The following is a 20,916-nucleotide window of genomic DNA, read 5'->3' as shown; positions in this document are numbered from 1 at the left end:
GATAGGTGTCATCCGCCTTGCAGCTGAGCTTGCTTTTATTTTTTTAAATAGATAGTTAACATCATCGGGCAGATATAGTACTAAGTGCCGCGAATGCTACTCTTTGCATATAAGAATTTCAATACGGAGCACCCATGTCTGAACCGATACGTTTTTACTTTCAAGGCCAAATCCAGCAAGTCGATGACATTGCGCCTACCCAGACTATTTTGCAGCATTTGCGCGAAGACAGACATTGCAGCGGCACCAAAGAAGGCTGTGCTGAGGGTGATTGCGGCGCTTGTACTGTGGTCATCGGCGAACTAAAGGATGGCAAGCTAGAGATGAAATCGGTGAATTCCTGCATACAGTTCATGCCTACGCTAGATGGTAAGGCCTTGTTCACGGTAGAAGATCTCAAGCAGCCCAATGGTGACATGCATCCGGTGCAGCAAGCACTAGTGGAATGCCATGGCTCGCAATGCGGCTTTTGTACGCCGGGTTTTGCGATGTCCTTGTGGAGCCTGTATTTAAAAAAAGACGGAGAACAGACTCAGAAAAGTGCACCGTGTCGCAAAGAAATAGACGAAACTTTATCTGGCAATCTGTGCCGTTGCACCGGTTACCGCCCGATTATCGATGCGGCAAAACGCATGGGCGAACTAGCTGCGGTTAGCTTTGATCAAGCGGCATTGACGGCCTCTTTGCAAAGCTTGCAACGTAGCGAAATGTTCCGCTATCAGCAAGCTGGTCAAACTTTCTACGCTCCGCGCACAATCGCGCAATTAGTGGCTATCCGTGCCGCTAAGCCTAAGGCTTGCATCTTGTCCGGCTCTACCGATGTCGGCCTGTGGGTCACTAAGCAGATGCGCGATCTGGGCGATATTATCTACATACGTGAAGTGGCGGAACTGAAAACCATCACGCAAGCGCATGGCATGTTAGAAATCGCTGCTGGCGTGAATCTGAACGATGCTTACCAAGCGGTGTGCCGTCACTACCCGGAGCAATTGACCGAGATGTGGCAGCGCTTCGCCTCCCAACCGATACGCAATACCGGCACCTTGGGCGGCAGTGTCGCCAATGGTTCGCCGATCGGCGATTCCGCGCCCTGGTTGATTGCGCTAGGCGCAGAAATCGTCTTGCGCGGTATCCATGGCCAGCGCGTACTTTTGCTAGAAAATTTCTATCTTGATTACATGAAAAAGGATATGCAGCCCGACGAATTTGTCGAGGCGCTGCGGATTCCTATGCCACGCGAGCATTTGCAGTTTCGTACTTACAAACTGGCGAAACGCTACGACCAAGACATTTCGGCAGTCTGCGCCGCGTTCGCCATTACGCTAGACGGCGATATCGTGCGCGATGCGCATATCGCATATGGCGGCATGGCGGCCACTTCCAAGCGCGCGCCGCAAGCGGAAGCGGCCTTAAATGGACAGCCGTGGAATGAAGCGAATTTGCAAAAAGCGATGACACTGCTGGCTCAGGATTACACGCCCTTAAGTGATATGCGCGCCTCGGCTCAATACCGTATGCAAACAGCGCAAAATTTAATGCGCCGCTTCTGGCTAGAGACCCGCATCGATGCGCCGCTGGCGCTGAAATCCCTCAGTGCTTTTGCTAACGCCTAAGGCTGCTCGCTTAGAAATAAAGATAGAGAATTGAATGAATAAGCAAACTGAAGCTTTCCTGACTAAGTTACCCGATGCCACTTCCGCCTGGGCTGAAGTCGGATTAGCGCGCACCCACGAATCGGCGGTCTTGCACGTACTTGGTGAAGCCACTTACACCGACGATATTCCTGAAGTACAAGGCACCCTGCATGCCGCACTCGGACTGTCAGCCAAAGCGCACGCGCATATCCTGTCTATGAATCTGGATGCAGTGAAGAGTTCGCCTGGTGTGGTGGCCGTCTACACTGCCAAAGATATTCCCGGTAGCAATGATTGTGGTCCCATCATCCATGATGATCCTATCCTATCGGAAGGCCTGGTTGAATATGTCGGCCAGCCACTCTTTGTAGTCGTCGCTGATAGTCACGATAATGCGCGCCGTGCCGCCCGCAAAGCCGATATCAGTTATCAGGAATTACCTGCGATTTTGACCCCGCAAGAGGCCAAGCAAGCGCAGTCTTTCGTGGTGCCACCGATGCGTTTGCAACGCGGAAACGCGCAAAGTGCTTTCGAAAGATCGCCACATCGTGTCAAGGGTGAACTGTACGTAGGTGGGCAAGAACAGTTTTATCTGGAAGGCCAGATTTCTTATGCGATTCCGAAAGAAGATAATGGCATGCTGGTGTATTGTTCGACCCAGCATCCTACTGAAATGCAGCACGTAGTGGCGCATGCACTCAATGTTCATTCACACAAAATTGTAGTTGAATGCCGCCGCATGGGTGGTGGCTTTGGCGGCAAGGAATCGCAGTCTGCCTTGTGGGCGGCCTTGGCCGCGATATCTGCTTCGCACTTGAAGCGCCCGGTCAAATTGCGTGCTGACCGTGACGATGACATGCTGGTCACCGGTAAGCGTCATTGCTTCCATTACGAATATGAAGTCGGCTATGACGACAGCGGCCGCATCATTGCCGCCAAGGTCGAGATGGTATCGCGCGCTGGCTATTCGGCCGATCTGTCGGCACCGGTGGCGACCCGCGCGGTCTGTCATTTCGATAATACCTACTACCTGGCCGATGTCGACATCATCGCCATGTGCGGCAAGACCAACACCCAGTCGAACACTGCTTTCCGCGGCTTCGGTGGCCCGCAGGGCGCGATCGCGATCGAATACATTGTCGATGAGATCGCCCGCAATCTGGGACAAGATGCACTGGATATCCGCAAGATTAATTTCTACGGTCGCAACGATGCCGAAGGTCGCAATGTCACCCAATACGGCCAGAAGGTGGTGGATAACGTGATTCATGAACTGGTGGCAGAGTTAGAAGCCAGCAGTGAATATCGTGCGCGGCGCGCTGCAGTTATCGCGTTTAACGCGAGCAGTGCTGTCCTGAAAAAAGGTCTGGCGTTGACACCGCTGAAGTTCGGCATTGCGTTTAATGTCACACATCTCAATCAGGCTGGCGCTCTGGTGCACGTGTACACCGACGGCTCGGTACTGGTGAATCATGGCGGCACTGAAATGGGCCAAGGTATCAATATCAAGGTTTGCCAGGTGGTCGCGCATGAACTTGGCATCCCTTTGAAAATGGTGCGTGCCACCGCTACCGATACCAGTAAGGTGGCCAATACCTCGGCCACCGCAGCGTCTACCGGCGCTGATTTGAACGGCAAAGCGGCGCAAGCTGCGGCGCACACGATACGCCAGCGTTTAGCCGAGTTTGCCGTCACGACTTATGGCGGTGAGCTGACAGCCGTGCGTTTTGAGCATGGTCTGATTCATGTCAATGCCCAAGCTATCCCATTTGAAGAAATCGTCGGTAAAGCTTATCTGGCAAGGATACAACTGTGGTCGGATGGCTTCTATGCTACGCCCGGCTTGCATTGGGATCCGAAAACCATGAGCGGCAATCCTTTCTCGTATTTTGCTTATGGCGCTTCGGTGTCCGAGGTGATCGTCGATAGCCTGACTGGCGAATGGAAATTGTTGCGTGCCGATGCGCTGTACGATGCCGGAAAATCCTTGAATCCTGCCATTGATATCGGCCAGGTAGAGGGTGCTTTTATTCAAGGCATGGGCTGGTTGACCACCGAAGAGTTGTGTTGGAATCAAAGTGGTAAGTTGATGACGCATGCACCTTCCACCTACAAGATACCGGCGATCTCGGATTGCCCGGAAGACTTCCGGGTAGCCTTGTTTAAAAATAGCAATGTGCAAGACAGCATACATAGATCCAAGGCGGTCGGTGAACCGCCGCTACTGTTACCATTCTCAGTATTTTTTGCGATCCGCGATGCGGTCGCCAGTGTCGGCGCATATAAATTTAATCCGCCTTTAAATTCGCCCGCTACTTCCGAGGCGATCTTGACGGCGATTACTGCAGTTAGCAAGATGGCCAATGCGGCCTGATGGGGTGGATCTATGATAGTTTGGCTCAATGCTTTGCTGGCGCATAGCGGTCCAAAAATACTGGTGACAGTGGCGCAGGTACTAGGCTCAGGCCCGCGTGAGCCTGGCGCAAAAATGCTGGTGACCGCGCAGCAAAGCGTGGATACGATAGGCGGCGGTCATTTGGAAATGCGCGCTATCGAGATCGCGCGCGAGATGCTGGCGCTGCCGGCCGGTGCACTGGCCGCTGAACGCAGGCTGGAGCGCTTTGCGCTCGGGCCTAGCCTGGGGCAATGCTGCGGTGGGGTCGTGCACCTGGCGTTTGAGCGTATCGAGCAGGATGCGCTGGCGTATTTCAGTTGCCTGAATCAGCGCTGGCGGCTGGGGCAAGATAGCCAGCGCTTTGTCTGTCTCGATCAGCTGAATGCTGTTTCCCTAGGTGAGACTGCTGGTACGCATTTACTCGGGCCGGATTTAACGACACAGTTAGTATCGCTGGTGGATCACAGAGCGGCTTGCGAGGTGATACAAGATTGTGCCGGACAGCGCTGGCTGGTGGATACCTGTTTGGCCTATAAGCCGCATCTGATGCTGTTCGGTGCTGGTCATGTTGGTAGCGCCATCGTGCGGGCACTGGCCGACTTGCCATGCCAAGTGACCTGGGTCGATGAAAGGGAAGACTTGTTCCCAGCGCTATTGCCGGCCAATGTCAGGATAGAAGCGACCGATACGCCGGAAGCGCTGATTGCCAGCGCGCCGGCAGGTGTGAGTTTTCTGGTGCTGACGCATAGCCACGTACTGGATCAGCATTTGTCAGAACATATTTTACGGCGTGATGATTTTAGTTGGTTCGGCCTGATAGGCTCACAAACCAAACGCGTGCAGTTTGAACGGCGCTTGCGCGAGCGCGGCATTCCGGCTCAGCGTTTGGAACAGATGGTTTGCCCGATAGGTCTGCCTGGCATACGCGGCAAACAACCGGCAGTCATCGCCGTAGCTGTCGCGGCACAATTACTACAGGTGTGGGAAACTATTGAGCAGCAGCAAGAACTTAGTGACGCGCTTGCTCAGATGAGTAGAGCTAGCAGCCGGCAGGATGTCTTAGACGAATGCCACTAGCTGGCTACGGCGCGCAATGCAGATGCGCCGTAGCACCTGGATTGAATATTCTAGGGCGGGTGCGAGCCGCGCTGCTTTGCCCTACATTAGCGCGGGTTTCACCCGCCCTACGTCACCATTAATATTATTTGTATTGAAGGAAGCGCCACCATGGCCACCACAGAATCCAGCAGCGCCGCCGTGCAAGCCTACCGCGCTAGCGTCCTGCACTTTAGCAATGACCCCGCGTTTCACCAGCAAGCCTATGAATGGCATGAAGACGGTTTACTGATCATCCAGGACGGCAAAGTAGTGGCCGCTGGCGATTACGCACAACTGAAAAATAGCTTGCCGCAAACTACTGACGTGCAAGATTATCGCGGCAAGATCATCATGCCAGGCTTTATCGACACGCATATTCACTATCCGCAAACCGACATGATCGCTTCGCCAGCAGCGGGTTTATTGCCTTGGCTGGAGACCTATACTTTCCCGACCGAACGCAAATTTTCAGACCCCGCGCATGCGCAAGAAGTCGCCAGTTTTTTTCTGGATGAATTGCTGCGCTGTGGCACCACTACCGCCATGGTGTATTGCACCGTGCATCCAGAATCGGTCGAAGCTTTCTTCGCCGAGAGCGAAGCGCGTAATCTGCGCATGGTGGCAGGCAAGGTCATGATGGATAGAAATTGTCCAGAATTTTTGCGTGACGGTGCAGAAACTGGCGCACGCGAGAGCGAAAACCTGATCAAAAAATGGCATAAACGTGGTCGCCAGTTGTATGCGATCACGCCGCGCTTTGCCCCTACCTCTAGCGATGCGCAAATGCAATTGGCAGGTGAGTTGGCACGCGCCTATCCAGACGTGTATCTGCAAACCCATGTGGCCGAAAACACTGAGGAAGTGGCGTGGGTCAAAGCCCTGTATCCGGAAGCGCGCAGCTATCTGGATGTCTACGATCATTACGGCATGTTGCGCCCACGTTCCATGTATGGCCATTGCATCTGGCTCGATGATGCAGATCGAACACGGATGGCAGAGACTCAGTCGGCGGTCTCGTTTTGCCCAACCTCTAACTTATTCCTGGGCAGTGGTTTGTTCGATTTCGAGCGTGCCGACGCGCATCAAGTTTCCTTGTCGCTGGCCACCGATGTCGGCGGCGGAACCTCGTTTTCTATGCTGCAAACCATGAACGAGGCGTATAAGGTGGCGCGCCTGGGCGGCAGCTATCTGCCCGCTTTGCGCATGTTTTACCTGGCCACGCTGGGCGGCGCACGCAGCATGCAACTGGAAGGCACGATAGGCAATTTTTTGCCCGGTGCCGAAGCCGATTTCATCGTACTCGATCCGCAAGCCACGCCGCTATTGGCGCGACGCACAGCGCGCACCAATAGCATGGAAGAATTATTGTTCGCGCTTGCCATGCTGGGCGATGACCGTACTGTTCTCGCGACCTATGCGGCCGGTCAACTAGTACATCAGCGCCAGACCTAAACGAAGCCGTTGTATTTGAATCGAGTTTATTGATTTTAGAAGTTTTCAAAAGTGTAGGCGCAATATCCATGCGCTCTCCAGACCAATATGCTCTGGTAAGCCGCATGGATATTGCGCAAGCTAGTTTGGGAACTTCTAAAAACCCTATACTCGGGCGCATCGCGGCGTTGCAAATCCTCGCAATACCGACGTATTGCTCCGGTTTGCGCCTTGCGCTGCATCCCGATTAACGGGTTTTTAGAAGTTCCCGTTTAGAACTTCTAAATTCCGAAGCTAGCTGCTTGGTGTATTCCGCTAGCCCAGTAAGTCTGACAAACTACGGGCGATCACCTTGGTGGCACGTCTTAAATCTTCTAGATTCAATCGCTCATCGGCGCGCTTGGCGTGCGATTCCAAAACTGTGCGTGGGCCTGCACCGTAAATCACGCCGGGGATACCCACTTCGCTAAACAGCCTGACATCGGTGTACAGCGGGGTACCGAGTGCCGGGATTTTTTCGCCAAATACTTGCTCACCATGTTTTTGTATCGCCGCCACCAGCGGTGCATTGCCTGGTAATGGTCGCATCGCATTGGCCAGCAAGATGCGTTTGATCTCCACGCTGATACCCGGCATGCTGCTGGCCGCGTTTTGTATGACTTGATGCAGCGTGGCTTCTACCTCGGCGGGATTTTCCTCAGGGATCATGCGTCTATCGAGTTTGATCGTGACGCGGCCCGGGATCACGTTGGTATTGGTGCCGCCTTGTATCATGCCCACGTTCAGATACGGGTGAGTAATGCCTTCCACCTCTGAGCAGATTTTTTTGTACAGAGTGTTTTGCGCATACAGGGCGTTCAAGATCAGGGTCGCACCTTGCAGAGCATCGACGCCAGAATCGGGAATCGCAGCGTGCGCCATCTTACCGTGTACTGTCACTTCCATTTGCAGGCAACCGTTATGCGCGGTGATGACCTGATACGAAAATCCGGCCGCAATCATCAGATCAGGCTTAATGATATTTTTTTTAAGCAGCCATGCTGGTCCGACTTCGCCACCAAATTCTTCATCGTAAGTGAACAACAGTTCTACACTGCCGGCCTGCGGTTTAGCCACCGCTTCCAAGGCGCGCAAGGCAAAGGTAAAAGTAGAGAAATCACATTTACTCACGGCGCTAGCACGGCCATAGATATGCCCGTTTTCTATCTCACCACCATAGGGTTTTTTGGTCCAGCCCTCACCTGGCGGCACCACATCACCGTGCGCATTCAAGAGCACGGTTTTTCCCGGGCCGTAGTGGCGGCGTACCAGCAGATTGGTGATGCTTTCTAAACCCGCAGCGTGTACTTCGGCTTCTGGTACTGCATATTTTTCCACCTCCAGGCCAAACTCTTGCAGCAGTTCTGCGGTGCGCTCGGCATGTGGGGTATTGTTGCCTGGTGGGGTGTCGGTAGGCACCTGTATCAGTTTCTGTAAAAACTGTACCTGCTCGTCAAAATGAGCGTCAATCCAGGCGTCTAGTTGTGAATAATTATTCATTTGCATCCTCAAAATTTTATAAATGATTGCTAGTGCTGCAGTGCGTATCTGAAACGCGTTTTAAATAGCGTCTTATTTTGCACCGGCTTCATACCAGACGGCGATCAGCTCACGTTCGGCTTCGGTGATCTCGGTCAGATTAGCGATAGGCATGGCTTTTAATACCACCGCTTGTTGATACAGCTTGGCAGCGTTCTGGTGGATCTGCTCCGATGTGTCGAGTAGGATGCCGGCCGGTGCGGTGGCAAAGCCAGGCTGGCTAGGTTGCACCGAATGGCAGCTGGCACAACGCTGCTTGATAACCGCTTGTACTTGGCTAAATTCGCCGACGTCGGTGACGCCAGCTGCGGCCGCTAGCCGCTTTACTGGCGGTTTTGGGGCAATCGCGATCGCCACGACCAGTAATAAACTTAGGCCCGCTGCCGGATAAGCCCAATTCGTGATGCCTTTGTGGCGCAGGTTAAAGAAGTGACGTATCAAAACACCAGCGGCAATAATGCCTGCCAACACCAACCAGTTATAGCTGTGGTTATACGTCATGGCGTAGTGGTTACTGATCATGATGAACAGCACTGGCAGGGTAAAGTAATTATTGTGGACGCTGCGCTGTTTGGCTTTCTGGCCGTGGATAGGATCCGGCGATTTTCCGGCTTGCATCGCTTCGACTAGTTTGCGCTGGCCAGGGATAATCAGCATCAGCACATTCCCCACCATCATAGTGCCTATCATGGCACCAACGTGGATGTAGGCAGCGCGCCCGCTGAGTAATTTCGAGAGTACGAACGCCACCGCCACAATGAACAAGAACATCACGCTGCCGAACAAGCCTTCGCGCTTGCCCAGTGGCGAGCGGCACAGCAAGTCGTAGAACGCCCAGCCAGCAATCAACGTACCCAGACCTATGCTGATCGCTTGCAGCGTGCTCAGGTCGGCCACCGATTTGTCTATCATCATGGCCGAGGCGTTGAAGTAATACACGATAATTAGCAGCGAGAAACCGGATATCCAGGTCCAGTAGGCTTCCCACTTGAACCAGTGCAATTCTTGCGGTAATTCTTTCGGTGCCACCAGGTATTTTTGCGGATTGTAAAAGCCGCCGCCATGCACCGCCCACAGTTCGCCCGAGACGCCTTTATTCGCCAATTCCGATCCGGGTTTCGGTGGTCGGATGTTGTTGTCTAACCACACGAAATAAAACGATGCGCCTATCCAGGCGATGCCGGTAATCAGATGCAGCCAACGCACAATTAAATTGAGCCATTCCGTGCCATAAGCAAGCAAAAATGCCGGCAAAAAAGCTTCCATCTAGATCTCTCCTATGTGAAGCTCGTCTGCCACCGCGGGCTCTCCAGACGAGAGGGACTAAGTCCCAATTTGGTCGCGAACTGTAATCAGCTCCGCTGCGACCGCAATATTGACTTTCGCTTACACAATAGCAGTGACTCCGCTAGTTTTGCATTTGTGCAGGCAAAATTTGCGCCTCCTTTTCCAGAGATCGCAAAGTTTTATAAAGTCTAAGCAAGATAAAGGTATTTGTAGCTTTTTTCATTGGAATCAACGTATATTAAAAATACACATTTCAATATACCGCGAAGATCATGGCCAATTTACCCAATCACTTAGACTTGCACCTGATACGCATTCTATATCTGCTTTTGAGTGAAAAAAACGTCTCGCGGGTCGCACTCAAGTTGAATCAGCCTCAGCCTTCTATTTCGGCTTCCTTACGCAAATTGCGTGAACTGACCGGCGATCAACTGCTGGTGCGTGGTGGTCGCGGTATGGTGGCGACCCCGCATGGTGAGAGTCTGTTGAAACCTGCCAAGCGTATCCTCGATGAAACCGAATTGCTATTCGAGCGTAAGCTGCCGTTTGCCTCGCAGCAGGAGAGTCGCACTTTTCATATTGCCGCGCCGGATTCGCTGGATATCCAGTTTTTGCCCGGTGTGGTAGAACGTTTTCGGCGCGAATCACCGAAGAGCCGTATCGTGATTCATGGCCTGGGGGCCGAGGTGGATTACATACGCAAGTTATCTGACGGTGATCTTGATCTGGTGATCGCCAATTGGGATGAGCCGCCGCAACATTTGCACTTATCCAAACTGTTTGAAGATCCTATCGTGTGCGCCATGCGTGCCGACAGCCCGTATGCCAAGCGTACCGCCAGCGATCAGATGACACTGGAAGATTATCTGAGCTTGCCGCATGTGGCTCCGTCGCAAATGCTGTCCGGCTATCATGGAGTGATCGATGCTTTTCTGGAACGGCAAAATTTGCGCCGGAATGTGGTGGTGGAGTCGGCTTACTTTGGTCTGATGCCGTATATGCTCAGCAACACCGAACTGGTGTTGACGACTGGCAAGCAATACCTGCGCTATTACGAAAAAAACCTGCAACTCAAAACCTTCGAGGTGCCGGTTAAATTTCCACCGCTGCGCTTTTATCAGCTATGGCACGAGCGGGTACATCATGCCCCCGAACATAAGTGGTTGCGCGAGCAAATCACTGATGCGGCCAAAGCAATTATCGTCAAGTAGGGGCCAGCGGCGAGCGCCGCTGCGCCGCAAAATTAACTGCCGCGATAGGTTGAATAGGCCCAAGGCGAAACCACCAAAGGTACATGGTAGTTTTGCGTCACATCGGCAATCCCAAAGGCCAGGGTGACGCGGTCAATAAATTTGGGGCTAGGTAAAGTGTGCCCTTGCGCATCAAAATAATCTCCTGCCGCAAACACCAGTTCATACAGACCCGCCTTCAGGTCGGCACCTTCCAGCAGGGGTGCATTGCAGCGCCCATCGTGGTTGGTGAGTTCGGTTTTTAATAGACGCTTGCCGCCGGCCTCGACCGCATACAACTCTATCTGGACACCGACTCCAGCTTGTCCTAATGTGATATCCAATACGTGTGTGCTGAGCTTACCCATGGTTTCTTCCTATATCGTCGTGTTGAAAATAGCTATCAGTCAAATCATATACTGCCAGCAAGCGATCACTATATTATTCGACATATACAAATCATGTCTGCGTCATAAGCCTAGCGCCGAGCAAGCGCTTCATCATTGCTGATTTCAGATTAACCCCTCATTCTTGCAGGTGTACATTGAACGATAGCTACCAGAATTACCCGCGTGATTTGATCGGCTACGGCCGTGATGTACCACATGCGCAATGGCCAGGTGCTGCCAGAATCGCTCTGCAATTTGTCCTCAATTACGAGGAGGGCAGTGAAAACTGCGTGTTGCATGGCGACCGGGCTTCCGAAACATTTTTATCTGAAATCATCGGTGCGCAGGCTTTCGAGATGCGTCACATGAGCATGGAAAGTCTGTACGAATACGGTTCGCGCGCTGGCCTGTGGCGCTTGTTACGCTTGTTTGAAGAACGCAAATTACCGCTGACGGTGTTTGGTGTTTCTATGGCGCTCAAGCGCAATCCCGATGCTTTGGCAGCATTTCAGGAGCTAGGTCATGAGATCGCCTGTCACGCACTACGCTGGATCAGCTATCAGCACATGGATGAAGCGACTGAACGTGCGCATATGGCCGAAGCGGTACAGATCATCCAGCAGATGACAGGTGCGGCACCGGCCGGCTGGTACACCGGACGCGATTCACCGAATACCCGTAAGCTAGTAGTCGAACATGGCGGTTTTCGCTATGACTCGGATCACTACGGCGACGATCTGCCGTTCTGGCAAGAAGTTGCGATTAGCGATGCGGCAGGCCAGACTGTGTTGAAACCGCATTTGATTGTGCCATATACCTTAGATACCAATGACATGCGCTTTGCCGCCATGCAGGGCTTCAATTCTGGTACTCAATTTTTTGATTATCTGAAGGACGCCTTCGATGTTTTGTATGCAGAAGGCGATCCGCAAGGATTAAATCGCCCTAAGATGCTATCGATAGGCATGCATTGCCGCTTACTCGGGCGGCCGGCAAGGATAGCTGCACTGGCGCGCTTTCTCGATTATGTGCAAGCGCATGATCAGGTCTGGATTACGCGGCGCATCGATATTGCCGAACATTGGCATCACACTCACCCTCATACTTTTTCTAAATGACGACTACTCTGGACTATCTTAATCACGCTAGCGCGGATGAATTTGTGGCACTGCTGAGCGGCATTTATGAACACTCTCCATGGATACCGCAAAGCGCAGAAGCGCAACGCCCGTTTGCCACGCTAGCGGCCTTAAAACTGGCGCTGCAGGGCGTGGTCAGCAGTGCCGCCGAGAGTGCGCAGTTGGCGCTGATACTGGCCCATCCCGAGTTGGCTGGAAAGGCAGCGATTGCCGGTGAACTAACCAAAGAATCTAGTGAGGAGCAAGCGCAGGCCGGTTTAAGCCACTGTAGTCCAGAAGAATTCAACCGCCTGCATCAACTCAATGCCGACTACAAGACTAAGTTCGGTTTTCCTTTCATCGTCGCGGTCAAAGGGCCGGATGGCCTAGGTTATACGCGTTCGGCCATCATCAGTATTTTCAGTCGCCGCATCAAGAACCAGCGCGACTATGAGTTGGCCGAATGTCTGCGCCAGATTAGCCGTATCGCGGAACTGCGCCTCAACGACTTACTCGGACATTGCCTGCAATTTGGCAATCGCATCATGGCATGCAGCGAAACCCTGGCCGCTTGGAGCGATGAAGAAAATGCCCTGACCTGCGCCTATATGACAGCAGCCCATCAAAAAACCGCGGCACAGTTGGCGCTGTGGATGCGTGAGGCTGGTATGCAAGTGACTATTGATGCGGTGGGTAACGTGGTCGGCCGCTACTTGTCCGATGTGGCGAATGCCAAGACGCTCATGACAGGCTCGCATTACGACACCGTTTGCAATGGCGGCAAATATGATGGGCGTGAAGGTATTTTACTGCCGATAGCCATCGTTAAACATTTGCACGAGCGCGGCGAAAAGCTGCCGTTTCATTTTGAAATTATTGGCTTCGCGGAAGAAGAAGGAGTGCGCTTTAAGAGCACTTTTCTCGGTAGTAATGCCATCATCGGTCAGTTTGATCTGGCCTTGCTGGATAAATGCGATGCCGATGGCGTGACTATGCGTGAGGCATTAACGGCGGCCGGGCATGATGTTACGGCTATCCCTGCGATCGCGCGTAATCCTGCTGATATTCTCGGTTTTGTTGAGGTTCATATAGAACAGGGGCCGGTATTGTTAGGGCGTGATTTGCCGGTCGGTATCGTCACTTCTATCGCCGGTAGTTGCCGCTATCTGGTCGAGTTGACTGGCGTGGCTAGCCATGCCGGCACCACGCCGATGACTATGCGTAAGGATGCTGGCGCGGCAGCCGCCGAAATCATTTTGTATATTGAAGAACGCTGTGCGCAGTCACCGTCTTTGGTTGGCACGGTCGGCCAGTTGCAGGTGCCGAATGGCTCGGTCAATGTGATCCCTGGTGTCTGCAAATTTTCTATGGATATCCGGGCCGCCGATGATGCGACGCGGGATGCCGCAGTGGCCGACATTTTGCAGCGGATACAAGCGATTTGCCAGCGCCGCAATATTGAGTTCAGTCTGAATAAAGTGATCGCGGCGGCGGCCGCACCTTGCGCCAGTTGGTTGATGCAGCAGTTAGCCGCTGCCACTGCGCGCGCCGGTGTGCCAGTCTTAGAATTGCCCTCGGGGGCTGGGCATGACGCCATGGCGCTTGCTAAAATCTGCGATGTGGCGATGTTGTTTACCCGTTGCGGCAACGGCGGCATCAGCCACAATCCGCTGGAAAGCATGACCGCTGACGATGCCGAGGTATCGGCCCAGATACTGCTGGATTTTTTGCGCAATTTTAAAGCTAAGGAGTAGTTTTGCGTGTATTGGGAGGGCAGAGTTTCTGCTCTCAAGAAAGCGGGTGCTGCCTGAGCCTGGCACCCGCTTTTTCATATACTGCTACCGGGTATATTTTCAATGCCAACGTCGTTATTGCGCAAGTGATAGTGTTTTATTTCATTTTATAGGGAGTATATGAAATTCTGGCAAACGCCAATGGCCAGAATTAGGGGGGGGCTACAGTATCAGGATCGCCCGGAAATCATTGACATTGGTCAGGGTCGGCCCGCTCACCACCAGATCAGCTAGGGCGCTGAAAAATCCATAACCATCATTGTTTTCCAGCATAGCTTTGGCATGTAGATTGAGGACGCTGGCGCGCACGCCAGTCGCCGGCTCGTACAGTGCACCGGCATTGTCTTCCGAGCCATCGATGCCATCGGTATCGCAGGCAATCGCGTGGATACCTGGCTGGCCGTCCAGGGCCAATGCCAGACTGAGTAAAAATTCTGCATTACGACCGCCGCGCCCTGTACCGCGCACGGTGACCGTGGTTTCTCCACCCGACAGCAGGACGCAGGGTTTTTGAAAAGGTTGGTCGTGTTTTGCCACCTGTTTCGCGATCGCCGCATGCATCAAGGCTACATCGCTGGCCTCGCCTTCTATGCCGTCCGACAAAATATAGGCAGTGATACCGGCGGCACGCGCCGTGGCGGCAGCCGCTTCTAGCGCCATTTGCGCGGTGGCGATGATGTGATGGGAGTTGCGGGTAAAGCGCGCGTCGCCAGGCTTAGGCGTTTCAGCGGCACCGGACTGCAAATGAGCGCGTATTTCGCTAGGAATTTCTATCTGATATTTGCGTAAAATCGCCAGGGCTTGTTGGCAGCTAGTGGCATCGGGCAGGGTAGGACCGCTGGCGATGATGCCGGGATCATCGCCCGGCACATCGGAAATCATCAGGCTCACCACACGCGCCGGTGCGCAGGCCAAGGCCAGTCGACCGCCCTTGATTTTGGATAAGTGCTTGCGCACACAATTCATTTCAGAAATCGCAGCACCGCTTTTGAGCAGGGCTTTATTGATCGCCTGTTTTTGTTCCAGCGTGATGCCGTCTGCCGGCAAGGCCAATAAGGCCGAGCCGCCGCCCGAGATCAGGCAGATCACCAGATCGTCTGGGCTTAGCCCCTGCACCATGGCCAGCATGCGCGTGGCCGCTAGTCGGCCAGCCTCATCGGGGACCGGATGCGCCGCCTCCACTACCTGTATGCGCTGGCAAGTTGCGCCGTGCGCGTAACGCGTGACGACCAGGCCAGAGAGTGCGCCAGTCCAATACTGCTCCAGGGTTTTCGCCATGGCCGCCGCGCCTTTGCCAGCACCGATGACTATCGTGCGGCCTTGCGCGGGTGGTTCTGGCAGAAAGGCCGGCAGACACTTTTCGGCGCTGACGGCATGCACTGCACTGGAATACAGATCGAGTAAAAATTGACGTGGCGCTAGAGTGCTCATGCTGGAAAACTTTCAAAAAAACCGGAAGAGGGTAAAAACGCAGTGCAGGATAATTTATACGCACTATAAATTATCCTTAAATCAGGCAAATACGAATGAAATTTTTTTGTGTGTGCTTGGATTTTTTAAAGTGAGTAATTAGCTCAGCGCGATCTGTTGATGCAACATCAATTCAACACAATTCGACCAAGCTGCACAACACCGATTGCCTTACGCCTTGTAAAGCCGGGTCCAGATATTTTTTCTGTCGGCCTACCCGAAAACCCCGCTGCCGGTCTGCAGGCCGCATGAAATAAGCGTCTGCGCATGCCGCTTGTGGCGGCACAGGACTGTACTAGCTTAGACTCTGAACGATGCGCTCGCACATCAGGTGGGTGGCTAAATCGGCATCCGCTGTCTCGCTAGTGAAGGTAGCTTGCGCAGTACGCGCCCTGACACGGTTTAAAAAGTCTTGAATGATTTGCGGAAAACCGCGCCTATACAGTGCGCTATCCCAATCTTTTAAGACATGTTGAGTCTCTAAGCCTTGCGCAAAATGGCTAGTGTTTTGCATACCCGTGACGCGCCATTTTTGCCCCAGGCTCAGCACTTCCAGCACTTCTTCTGTGATCCCGCTATCTCTATGCATGATGCCGCTGGCGTTGAAATTCTCGCCGCTTAAATTTAGGACGATATGCCGGGTTAAGCCGTCCACAATGTTGGCGCTTACTTGCATTTCACTGACCGCAGCAGGTGCCAGAAACAACAGGGTATCGACCACGTGGATGAAATCGTCGAACACAAATTGGCGTAAAGGCGCAGGCTGAAAAGTACGGTTCTTTTGCATCAAGATCACTTGTCGTTGCGGCTGGCTGGCTAGCGCCTGATACATGGGCGCGTAACGACGATTAAAGCCTGTCATTAGCAGGCGTCCACAGGTCTGGGCTAAGGCCAGTAATTGCTCAGACTCGGCAGCGTTATCGGCGATAGGCTTGTCGACATACACGTCTATCCCTTGCTGTAACAGATAGGCCACGATCTCGCGATGGGAGGCGGTGGCGGTATGGACAAAGGCTGCTTGTACGCCTTGTTCCGCCAGTTTTCTGTAGTCGGTCTCGGTGGCAGTAATGCGGTATTTTTGTGCCAGTTGCTGCAATTGCTCAGCATTGCGGGTACACAAAACCAGCTCTACATTGTCCAGACTAGTGAGTATCGGGAGGTAGGCTTTTTGAGCAATATCGCCCAAACCTATGACGGCTATACGCATGTTGATTACGCTAAGAAGCGCCTGAGGCTGTGAATTAACGCCATCATACGCAAAAAAGCCGGGACGGATCCCGGCTTTTGCTGATGCTTAAAAAAATGCCTGAAACTAATGTCTGCTTAGGCTGCGCTTAAGCTGCACTAGTGTCAGCCGGTTTTGCCGACAAACGGCGCAGTCTGTCCATGGTGCTTTCGCCGCTGGTGTCGCCCAGTGCCACAGATTTTCTGATGGCATCAATCTCTGCGGCCTGGTCTAGTGGCTTCTGACCGATGTCGGCCACGATCTTCATGCCGGCCGCTTCATTGCTGACAGTTTGGGCGCGCTTGGTTAAGGCATTCAAGGCGCTGGAATGGCCTTGCAAACCGGACAGCCCGGCCAACTGGCTCTGGCGTTCTGCACGCAGTGCTTGCAAATCTTTTTGCGCATTCGCCGAGGCCAGAGTCTGCAGCGCTTTTTTGGCTGCTGCATCAAAATCAGCCAATTGCTTGGAGAAGGCGTCGACGATTTTTTGCAGCTCGTTCATGTAGTCTTGCGCATCCTGTTCTTCTTGAAGTTCTACCGGCAAGCGTGATTTATTCGCTTCCAGTTCGTCGCAAAACATGGTGACAGTAGCTTCCGAAATTTTGCCTGAGGCCAGCCTGTCGGCTAACACTTCCAGCGCTTTCTCATCGGTGGCGATCAGGGTGCGCAGCTTGATCACATCGTCGTGTTCTTTGTCGAAAGAGGCACGTGCGGCCGCCAGCTTTTGCGCGGTTTGGCGCAGCGTATCGGCCAAACGATCGCGATCTGCTTCGGTCGCCGTTTCCGGATCAAAATTGGCGATGGCTTCAGAAATTTTGTCGCCCAAAACACCAAAGTGTTTAGAAATCAAACGCGCTGTCAGGCCCCAACCATTTAAATTACTCATTTTTACTTCCTCAAGAATTAGAAAAATATCCAGCTACTACATTTATCGGTGCAAAGATTTTTACCTACTTACTACTCGTGCTGCTGTTTTTTACTATCGAATCACGACACGGTCTTGCGCTAAAGGCAGGCCTATCATGAAGTCGACATGGATACCACGGCGTGTCGCATCGCCATCCTGATCCGCCACAATTTCGGTGCTGATCAATAAATATTCCGGCGTGCCGGCCACATCGCGGCTATATGGCATGAAGATGATCTGCTGCTTCAAGCCATGTTCGCCAGCGGCATCATCGATGCGGGTTTCCGTGCCTTTAAACGGTGGCACAAATTCTGCCGCCGGGTTGCCCGCATCGCGCTGGTAAGTGAGGCTATCGGCATCGCCAAACACCGCAGCCAGATCAGCCTCAACCCAACCCAGTCCGGCTAGTTGTTCGCGCCACAGCGTATAGGTTTTATCGCCCAGACCATAACCGGCGCTGCCCATGAAGGCCTCCTGGTCTTCTGCGCTTTCCGGGATCATCCGGGTTAAGCGGGTGCAGTACATCAGTTCGCTAACCTTGCCTTCGCTATCCTGGTACAGCTGCAAAAACTTTTCCTGCGCCTGATCCGCAGCGCTGTCATCGTCGCCGGTGGACAGGTAATAGCGATACAGTATGCCCTTCATATCCAGATCGACGCGGCTGATCGCCTTGATCAAATTGTCTGCCAATGCCGGTATCTGCATCAGTGAGCCATTGGTGTTGGCGTGAATAAACGGTGTCATTTGCAGACTCAGTATGCCGCCTATGCGCGCGCCCAGAGGCAGGCTCTGGTCTTCGCGCTTTTCGCCTTCGGCGATACCGTGTCGTGCCGCTATCCCACGTACGTATTTGTAGGCATCGTTCCAAGCCATGTCAGACCTTTCCTAGTGAATAATTGGGGGATTTTTTCATACTCTTGCCGCGATTTAAAAAGCGAACCAGGCCCCAGCCCAAGCCGCCCAACACCGCAATCCAAAATAGAATGCGCAGCATATGCATAAACCCAGATGGTTCATCTTGCTTGACGCTGGCCGGCAGTCGCGCTGCGCCCGCGCCCGCATTAACGCCGGATTTATCATACGCAATCACGTCGCTGCCATCGCTGCCGGCATTTGCATTGCGATTATCGATAGGCTCCAGCCCGCCGTTATGGCTAGTGTTATTGCTCGGTGCCGGTGCCCGGCTATGCATGGATTGGCCTAACAAAAACCACATCCAGCCATTGCTAGAGCCGCCGCTATTGTTATTGATGATGATGGGCTGTTGCGCTATCGGCGGTGCAACCGGCGGTGAATACTGGCCACCGTTAGCCGAACGCCCAAACTGTGTGTCGTTGCCGCGACCGCTATTGCCCGCATTGTCGTATCCGCGATTATTATTAGCGTTGGCAGCGTTGCTGGCATTGGCGGCATTTCTGGCATCCATGGTTTTCAGCGCATTCGCATTGGCAGCATTGCGATCCAGATCCTTATTCATAGCTGAACCAGATTTTTGATCGTTGCCATTGCCATTGCCGGAACTAGCGCTGTCACTACGCTTACCGAAAGAGCCAAACGAGGTATTTTTGCTGGCACTACCATCAGAGCTAGTGCTCGATGATTTAGCCGCGCTACTACCAGAGCTGCTGCTGCGTTGCGAAGAGAAGCCGCCCTTGAAAGACGAGCTGCTAGATTTACCCGAGCTGCTGCTCTTGGCCTCGGCCATGCCGGCACCGGGCATCGCCAGCGCCAGGCTTAAGCTCAATAAACCGATGATAGTGCGTAATTGCGTCATGGCGTTTCCAATGCGTTTCTAATAGTGATTGCGGTAGATCAGGCTGTTTTGTTCTTTTTTTGAGTCAAGGCGAGCGGTTTAGTTCACACCGGCTTTACCCTGGCTGCGCATAGAGCTTAAAAACAAGGCCAGACCGCCAAAAGCTAAAATCAAAATCACCAGCAATTCAAATAGCGACATATTGCGTAAATTAAAGTGCAGCGAGGCGATCACGCCAAACAACAAAGCCCCCAGCGAGCCTAGCGCTAACACCCAGCCGAGCAAACTCTTGACGTTGTAAAACACCATGGCGATGCCAAGGATGAAGGGAATCATGATCATGCCGCTGGTAATGCTGATGTTGCCGCCAAAGGCTTGCACCCCGTACATGCCATAACCCATACCAAAACTCGATTGCACCATGACTGCATTAAACAGCATATAAAAACCGCCGCACATCATGAACAGGCCAATAAAAAATTTGCCTACGCCGCCTTCTGTTCCGCCTGCACCTTGCATTGTTTGCTCCCGATAAAAATATTATTTGATTTTTTGCGCCAGCCTTTATTGCTAGCTGAGCGAATTGTAGGCGAGATCATAGAAATCGCGCATGGTAATAGAAGCGAGAAATTACCATAGATAGGTAGCTTATTGCTAACTTAATGGTAAGTACTTGTATCGATGGGATAAATTTTATAGAAATAGGGCGAGTGCAACCCGCAAGGCTAGAGCGGTAGGTGCGATTAGCAACGCGTAATCGCACGTATGTAGCTGCGCCGTAGCGGTTTTAGAAAACGACCTTGCCAACGCGCATATTCCATGCGCTTCTTCAAGCATGCTGGCCTGCGAGCCGCATGGGATATGCGCGGTGGGCTTGCTGGTGTTTTTGTTTGCTGTTGTTCTGCGTTTTATTGTTTTCTGTGGTTGTTGTGCGATTGCTGGCCGGTGGTAGACCGGCGGCTACTTACTTTTCTTGCTTCGCCAAGAAACGTAAGCAAAAGAAGGCGCCGCAAAGTCGCTGCCCTTCGGGTGCCCAATTGTGCAAGTCGTAAAATGGGAAATGAAGCAAACTCGCTGCGCTCAGACAGCTTCACTTCTGATCCATTTTCCGCCCCGCACAATTGGCAGCGCCACATGCGAATTCGATTCAAAAGCCAAGTCAAAAGCCAAGTCAAAAACCAAGTCAAAAACCAAGTCAAAAACCAAGTCAAAAACCAAGTCAAAAGCCAAGTCAACAGCAGCAGATTGCCGTAGCTTGATAAGCTTGGGCGTTGCTTGTGCGGAGAAGCGGCGGCTGCACTACGGATGTGTTGACCTTCGCTTTCCGCATGTGGCGCTGCCGCTTGTGCATGGCAGAAAATGGATTAGAAATGAAGCTGTTTGAGCCGCAGGCGAGTTTGCTTCATTTCCCATTTTTTGACTTGCACAGGCGGGAACCCGCAGGGCAGCGACTTTGCGTCGCCTTCTTTTGCTTCCGTTTCTTGGCGAAGCAAGAAAAGGGAGTAGCCGCCGGTCTACCACCGGCCAGCAATCGCACAGCTACTACAGAAATATAAACAAGACCAAGCCACAGCCACAGCAAAGCAAAAACAGCATGCCGCCAGCGCGC

The 20,916-nt window shown here is 52.9% G+C and carries 18 protein-coding genes; 9 read left to right on the top strand and 9 right to left on the bottom strand.

Going from position 1 to position 20,916, the window contains the following annotated elements; genetic code table 11:
• Positions 1 to 134: 134 nt before the first annotated feature.
• From xdhA to EJN92_RS21420, 5 genes are all read left to right on the top strand, one after another.
• Positions 135 to 1,613 (top strand): xanthine dehydrogenase small subunit, encoded by a 1,479-nt coding sequence (xdhA, locus tag EJN92_RS07540; RefSeq protein WP_126127247.1) that lies wholly within the window; start codon positions 135 to 137, stop codon positions 1,611 to 1,613.
• A 34-nt stretch (positions 1,614 to 1,647) separates the two neighbouring features.
• Complete coding sequence (gene xdhB / locus EJN92_RS07535; RefSeq protein ID WP_126127246.1) at positions 1,648 to 4,008, top strand: xanthine dehydrogenase molybdopterin binding subunit; 2,361 nt, start codon at positions 1,648 to 1,650, stop codon at positions 4,006 to 4,008.
• Positions 4,009 to 4,020: 12 nt separating this feature from the next.
• On the top strand, positions 4,021 to 5,106 hold the full coding sequence (xdhC, locus tag EJN92_RS07530) for a xanthine dehydrogenase accessory protein XdhC (protein ID WP_126127245.1): 1,086 nt from the start codon (positions 4,021 to 4,023) through the stop codon (positions 5,104 to 5,106).
• A 150-nt stretch (positions 5,107 to 5,256) separates the two neighbouring features.
• Complete coding sequence (guaD, locus tag EJN92_RS07525; protein WP_126127244.1) at positions 5,257 to 6,579, top strand: guanine deaminase; 1,323 nt, start codon at positions 5,257 to 5,259, stop codon at positions 6,577 to 6,579.
• 68 nt (positions 6,580 to 6,647) lie between these two features.
• On the top strand, positions 6,648 to 6,809 hold the full coding sequence (locus EJN92_RS21420; RefSeq protein WP_157984324.1) for a hypothetical protein: 162 nt from the start codon (positions 6,648 to 6,650) through the stop codon (positions 6,807 to 6,809).
• A gap of 64 nt (positions 6,810 to 6,873) precedes the next feature.
• On the opposite strand, the gene EJN92_RS07520 is transcribed toward EJN92_RS21420, so the two are convergent.
• Together EJN92_RS07520 and EJN92_RS07515 are read right to left on the bottom strand one after the other, a co-directional pair.
• Positions 6,874 to 8,097: a M20 family metallopeptidase gene (locus EJN92_RS07520; RefSeq protein WP_126127243.1), complete on the bottom strand. Its 1,224-nt coding sequence runs from the start codon at positions 8,095 to 8,097 to the stop codon at positions 6,874 to 6,876.
• 72 nt (positions 8,098 to 8,169) lie between these two features.
• Entirely contained in the window at positions 8,170 to 9,402 is a 1,233-nt protein-coding gene (locus tag EJN92_RS07515) for a urate hydroxylase PuuD (RefSeq protein ID WP_407701540.1), read from the bottom strand.
• A 293-nt stretch (positions 9,403 to 9,695) separates the two neighbouring features.
• Here EJN92_RS07515 and EJN92_RS07510 point away from each other — a divergent pair, with 293 nt between their 5' ends.
• Complete coding sequence (locus EJN92_RS07510; protein WP_126127242.1) at positions 9,696 to 10,634, top strand: LysR family transcriptional regulator; 939 nt, start codon at positions 9,696 to 9,698, stop codon at positions 10,632 to 10,634.
• A gap of 32 nt (positions 10,635 to 10,666) precedes the next feature.
• Here the strand turns inward: EJN92_RS07510 and uraH are convergent, their stop codons facing one another.
• Positions 10,667 to 11,020: a hydroxyisourate hydrolase gene (uraH, locus tag EJN92_RS07505; protein ID WP_126127241.1), complete on the bottom strand. Its 354-nt coding sequence runs from the start codon at positions 11,018 to 11,020 to the stop codon at positions 10,667 to 10,669.
• Between the two features lie 176 nt (positions 11,021 to 11,196).
• Between uraH and puuE the strand changes: the two genes are divergently transcribed.
• On the top strand, positions 11,197 to 12,159 hold the full coding sequence (gene puuE, locus EJN92_RS07500; RefSeq protein WP_126127240.1) for an allantoinase PuuE: 963 nt from the start codon (positions 11,197 to 11,199) through the stop codon (positions 12,157 to 12,159).
• Positions 12,156 to 13,913, top strand: coding sequence for an allantoate amidohydrolase (locus EJN92_RS07495; protein WP_126127239.1), 1,758 nt, complete (start codon positions 12,156 to 12,158; stop codon positions 13,911 to 13,913). The genes puuE and EJN92_RS07495 overlap by 4 nt, the downstream gene beginning before the upstream one ends.
• Positions 13,914 to 14,114: 201 nt before the next feature.
• Here EJN92_RS07495 and EJN92_RS07490 read toward each other — a convergent pair whose 3' ends face one another.
• The 6 genes from EJN92_RS07490 to EJN92_RS07465 all read right to left on the bottom strand — a co-directional run bounded on the left by EJN92_RS07490 (position 14,115) and on the right by EJN92_RS07465 (position 19,826).
• Positions 14,115 to 15,383, bottom strand: coding sequence for a glycerate kinase type-2 family protein (locus EJN92_RS07490; protein WP_126127238.1), 1,269 nt, complete (start codon positions 15,381 to 15,383; stop codon positions 14,115 to 14,117).
• A 334-nt stretch (positions 15,384 to 15,717) separates the two neighbouring features.
• The gene (locus tag EJN92_RS07485; protein ID WP_126127237.1) at positions 15,718 to 16,629 is read right to left on the bottom strand and encodes a Gfo/Idh/MocA family protein; all 912 of its coding nucleotides are present in this window, start codon (positions 16,627 to 16,629) and stop codon (positions 15,718 to 15,720) included.
• 127 nt (positions 16,630 to 16,756) lie between these two features.
• Complete coding sequence (locus tag EJN92_RS07480; protein ID WP_126127236.1) at positions 16,757 to 17,533, bottom strand: hypothetical protein; 777 nt, start codon at positions 17,531 to 17,533, stop codon at positions 16,757 to 16,759.
• 93 nt (positions 17,534 to 17,626) lie between these two features.
• On the bottom strand, positions 17,627 to 18,427 hold the full coding sequence (locus EJN92_RS07475) for a DUF2491 family protein (protein WP_126127235.1): 801 nt from the start codon (positions 18,425 to 18,427) through the stop codon (positions 17,627 to 17,629).
• 1 nt (position 18,428) lies between these two features.
• Positions 18,429 to 19,328 (bottom strand): hypothetical protein, encoded by a 900-nt coding sequence (locus tag EJN92_RS07470; protein WP_126127234.1) that lies wholly within the window; start codon positions 19,326 to 19,328, stop codon positions 18,429 to 18,431.
• Positions 19,329 to 19,406: 78 nt separating this feature from the next.
• A complete protein-coding gene (locus EJN92_RS07465; protein WP_126127233.1) occupies positions 19,407 to 19,826 on the bottom strand; it encodes a hypothetical protein in 420 nt (139 codons plus the stop codon).
• A 541-nt stretch (positions 19,827 to 20,367) separates the two neighbouring features.
• On the opposite strand from EJN92_RS07465, the gene EJN92_RS21415 reads away from it, so the two are divergent.
• Complete coding sequence (locus EJN92_RS21415) at positions 20,368 to 20,691, top strand: hypothetical protein (protein ID WP_157984323.1); 324 nt, start codon at positions 20,368 to 20,370, stop codon at positions 20,689 to 20,691.
• Positions 20,692 to 20,916: the final 225 nt, after the last annotated feature.

The organism is Undibacterium parvum, assembly GCF_003955735.1.
Classification (GTDB): domain Bacteria; phylum Pseudomonadota; class Gammaproteobacteria; order Burkholderiales; family Burkholderiaceae_D; genus Undibacterium; species Undibacterium parvum.
This window is presented reverse-complemented; position numbering and strand designations above follow the sequence as displayed.

What these genes read in the sequence shown, in the direction of transcription:
- xdhB (WP_126127246.1), top strand. Translation starts at nt 1,648, where the DNA reads ATGAATAAGCAAACTGAAGCTTTCCTGACTAAGTTACCCGATGCCACT.
- EJN92_RS07515 (WP_407701540.1), bottom strand. Translation starts at nt 9,402, where the DNA reads ATGGAAGCTTTTTTGCCGGCATTTTTGCTTGCTTATGGCACGGAATGG.
- EJN92_RS07470 (WP_126127234.1), bottom strand. Translation starts at nt 19,328, where the DNA reads ATGACGCAATTACGCACTATCATCGGTTTATTGAGCTTAAGCCTGGCG.
- EJN92_RS07475 (WP_126127235.1), bottom strand. Translation starts at nt 18,427, where the DNA reads ATGGCTTGGAACGATGCCTACAAATACGTACGTGGGATAGCGGCACGA.
- EJN92_RS07490 (WP_126127238.1), bottom strand. Translation starts at nt 15,383, where the DNA reads ATGAGCACTCTAGCGCCACGTCAATTTTTACTCGATCTGTATTCCAGT.
- xdhC (WP_126127245.1), top strand. Translation starts at nt 4,021, where the DNA reads ATGATAGTTTGGCTCAATGCTTTGCTGGCGCATAGCGGTCCAAAAATA.
- EJN92_RS07495 (WP_126127239.1), top strand. Translation starts at nt 12,156, where the DNA reads ATGACGACTACTCTGGACTATCTTAATCACGCTAGCGCGGATGAATTT.
- EJN92_RS21415 (WP_157984323.1), top strand. Translation starts at nt 20,368, where the DNA reads ATGAAGCAAACTCGCTGCGCTCAGACAGCTTCACTTCTGATCCATTTT.
- guaD (WP_126127244.1), top strand. Translation starts at nt 5,257, where the DNA reads ATGGCCACCACAGAATCCAGCAGCGCCGCCGTGCAAGCCTACCGCGCT.
- EJN92_RS07510 (WP_126127242.1), top strand. Translation starts at nt 9,696, where the DNA reads ATGGCCAATTTACCCAATCACTTAGACTTGCACCTGATACGCATTCTA.
- EJN92_RS07480 (WP_126127236.1), bottom strand. Translation starts at nt 17,533, where the DNA reads ATGAGTAATTTAAATGGTTGGGGCCTGACAGCGCGTTTGATTTCTAAA.
- EJN92_RS21420 (WP_157984324.1), top strand. Translation starts at nt 6,648, where the DNA reads ATGCGCTCTCCAGACCAATATGCTCTGGTAAGCCGCATGGATATTGCG.
- uraH (WP_126127241.1), bottom strand. Translation starts at nt 11,020, where the DNA reads ATGGGTAAGCTCAGCACACACGTATTGGATATCACATTAGGACAAGCT.
- EJN92_RS07465 (WP_126127233.1), bottom strand. Translation starts at nt 19,826, where the DNA reads ATGCAAGGTGCAGGCGGAACAGAAGGCGGCGTAGGCAAATTTTTTATT.
- xdhA (WP_126127247.1), top strand. Translation starts at nt 135, where the DNA reads ATGTCTGAACCGATACGTTTTTACTTTCAAGGCCAAATCCAGCAAGTC.
- EJN92_RS07485 (WP_126127237.1), bottom strand. Translation starts at nt 16,629, where the DNA reads ATGCGTATAGCCGTCATAGGTTTGGGCGATATTGCTCAAAAAGCCTAC.
- EJN92_RS07520 (WP_126127243.1), bottom strand. Translation starts at nt 8,097, where the DNA reads ATGAATAATTATTCACAACTAGACGCCTGGATTGACGCTCATTTTGAC.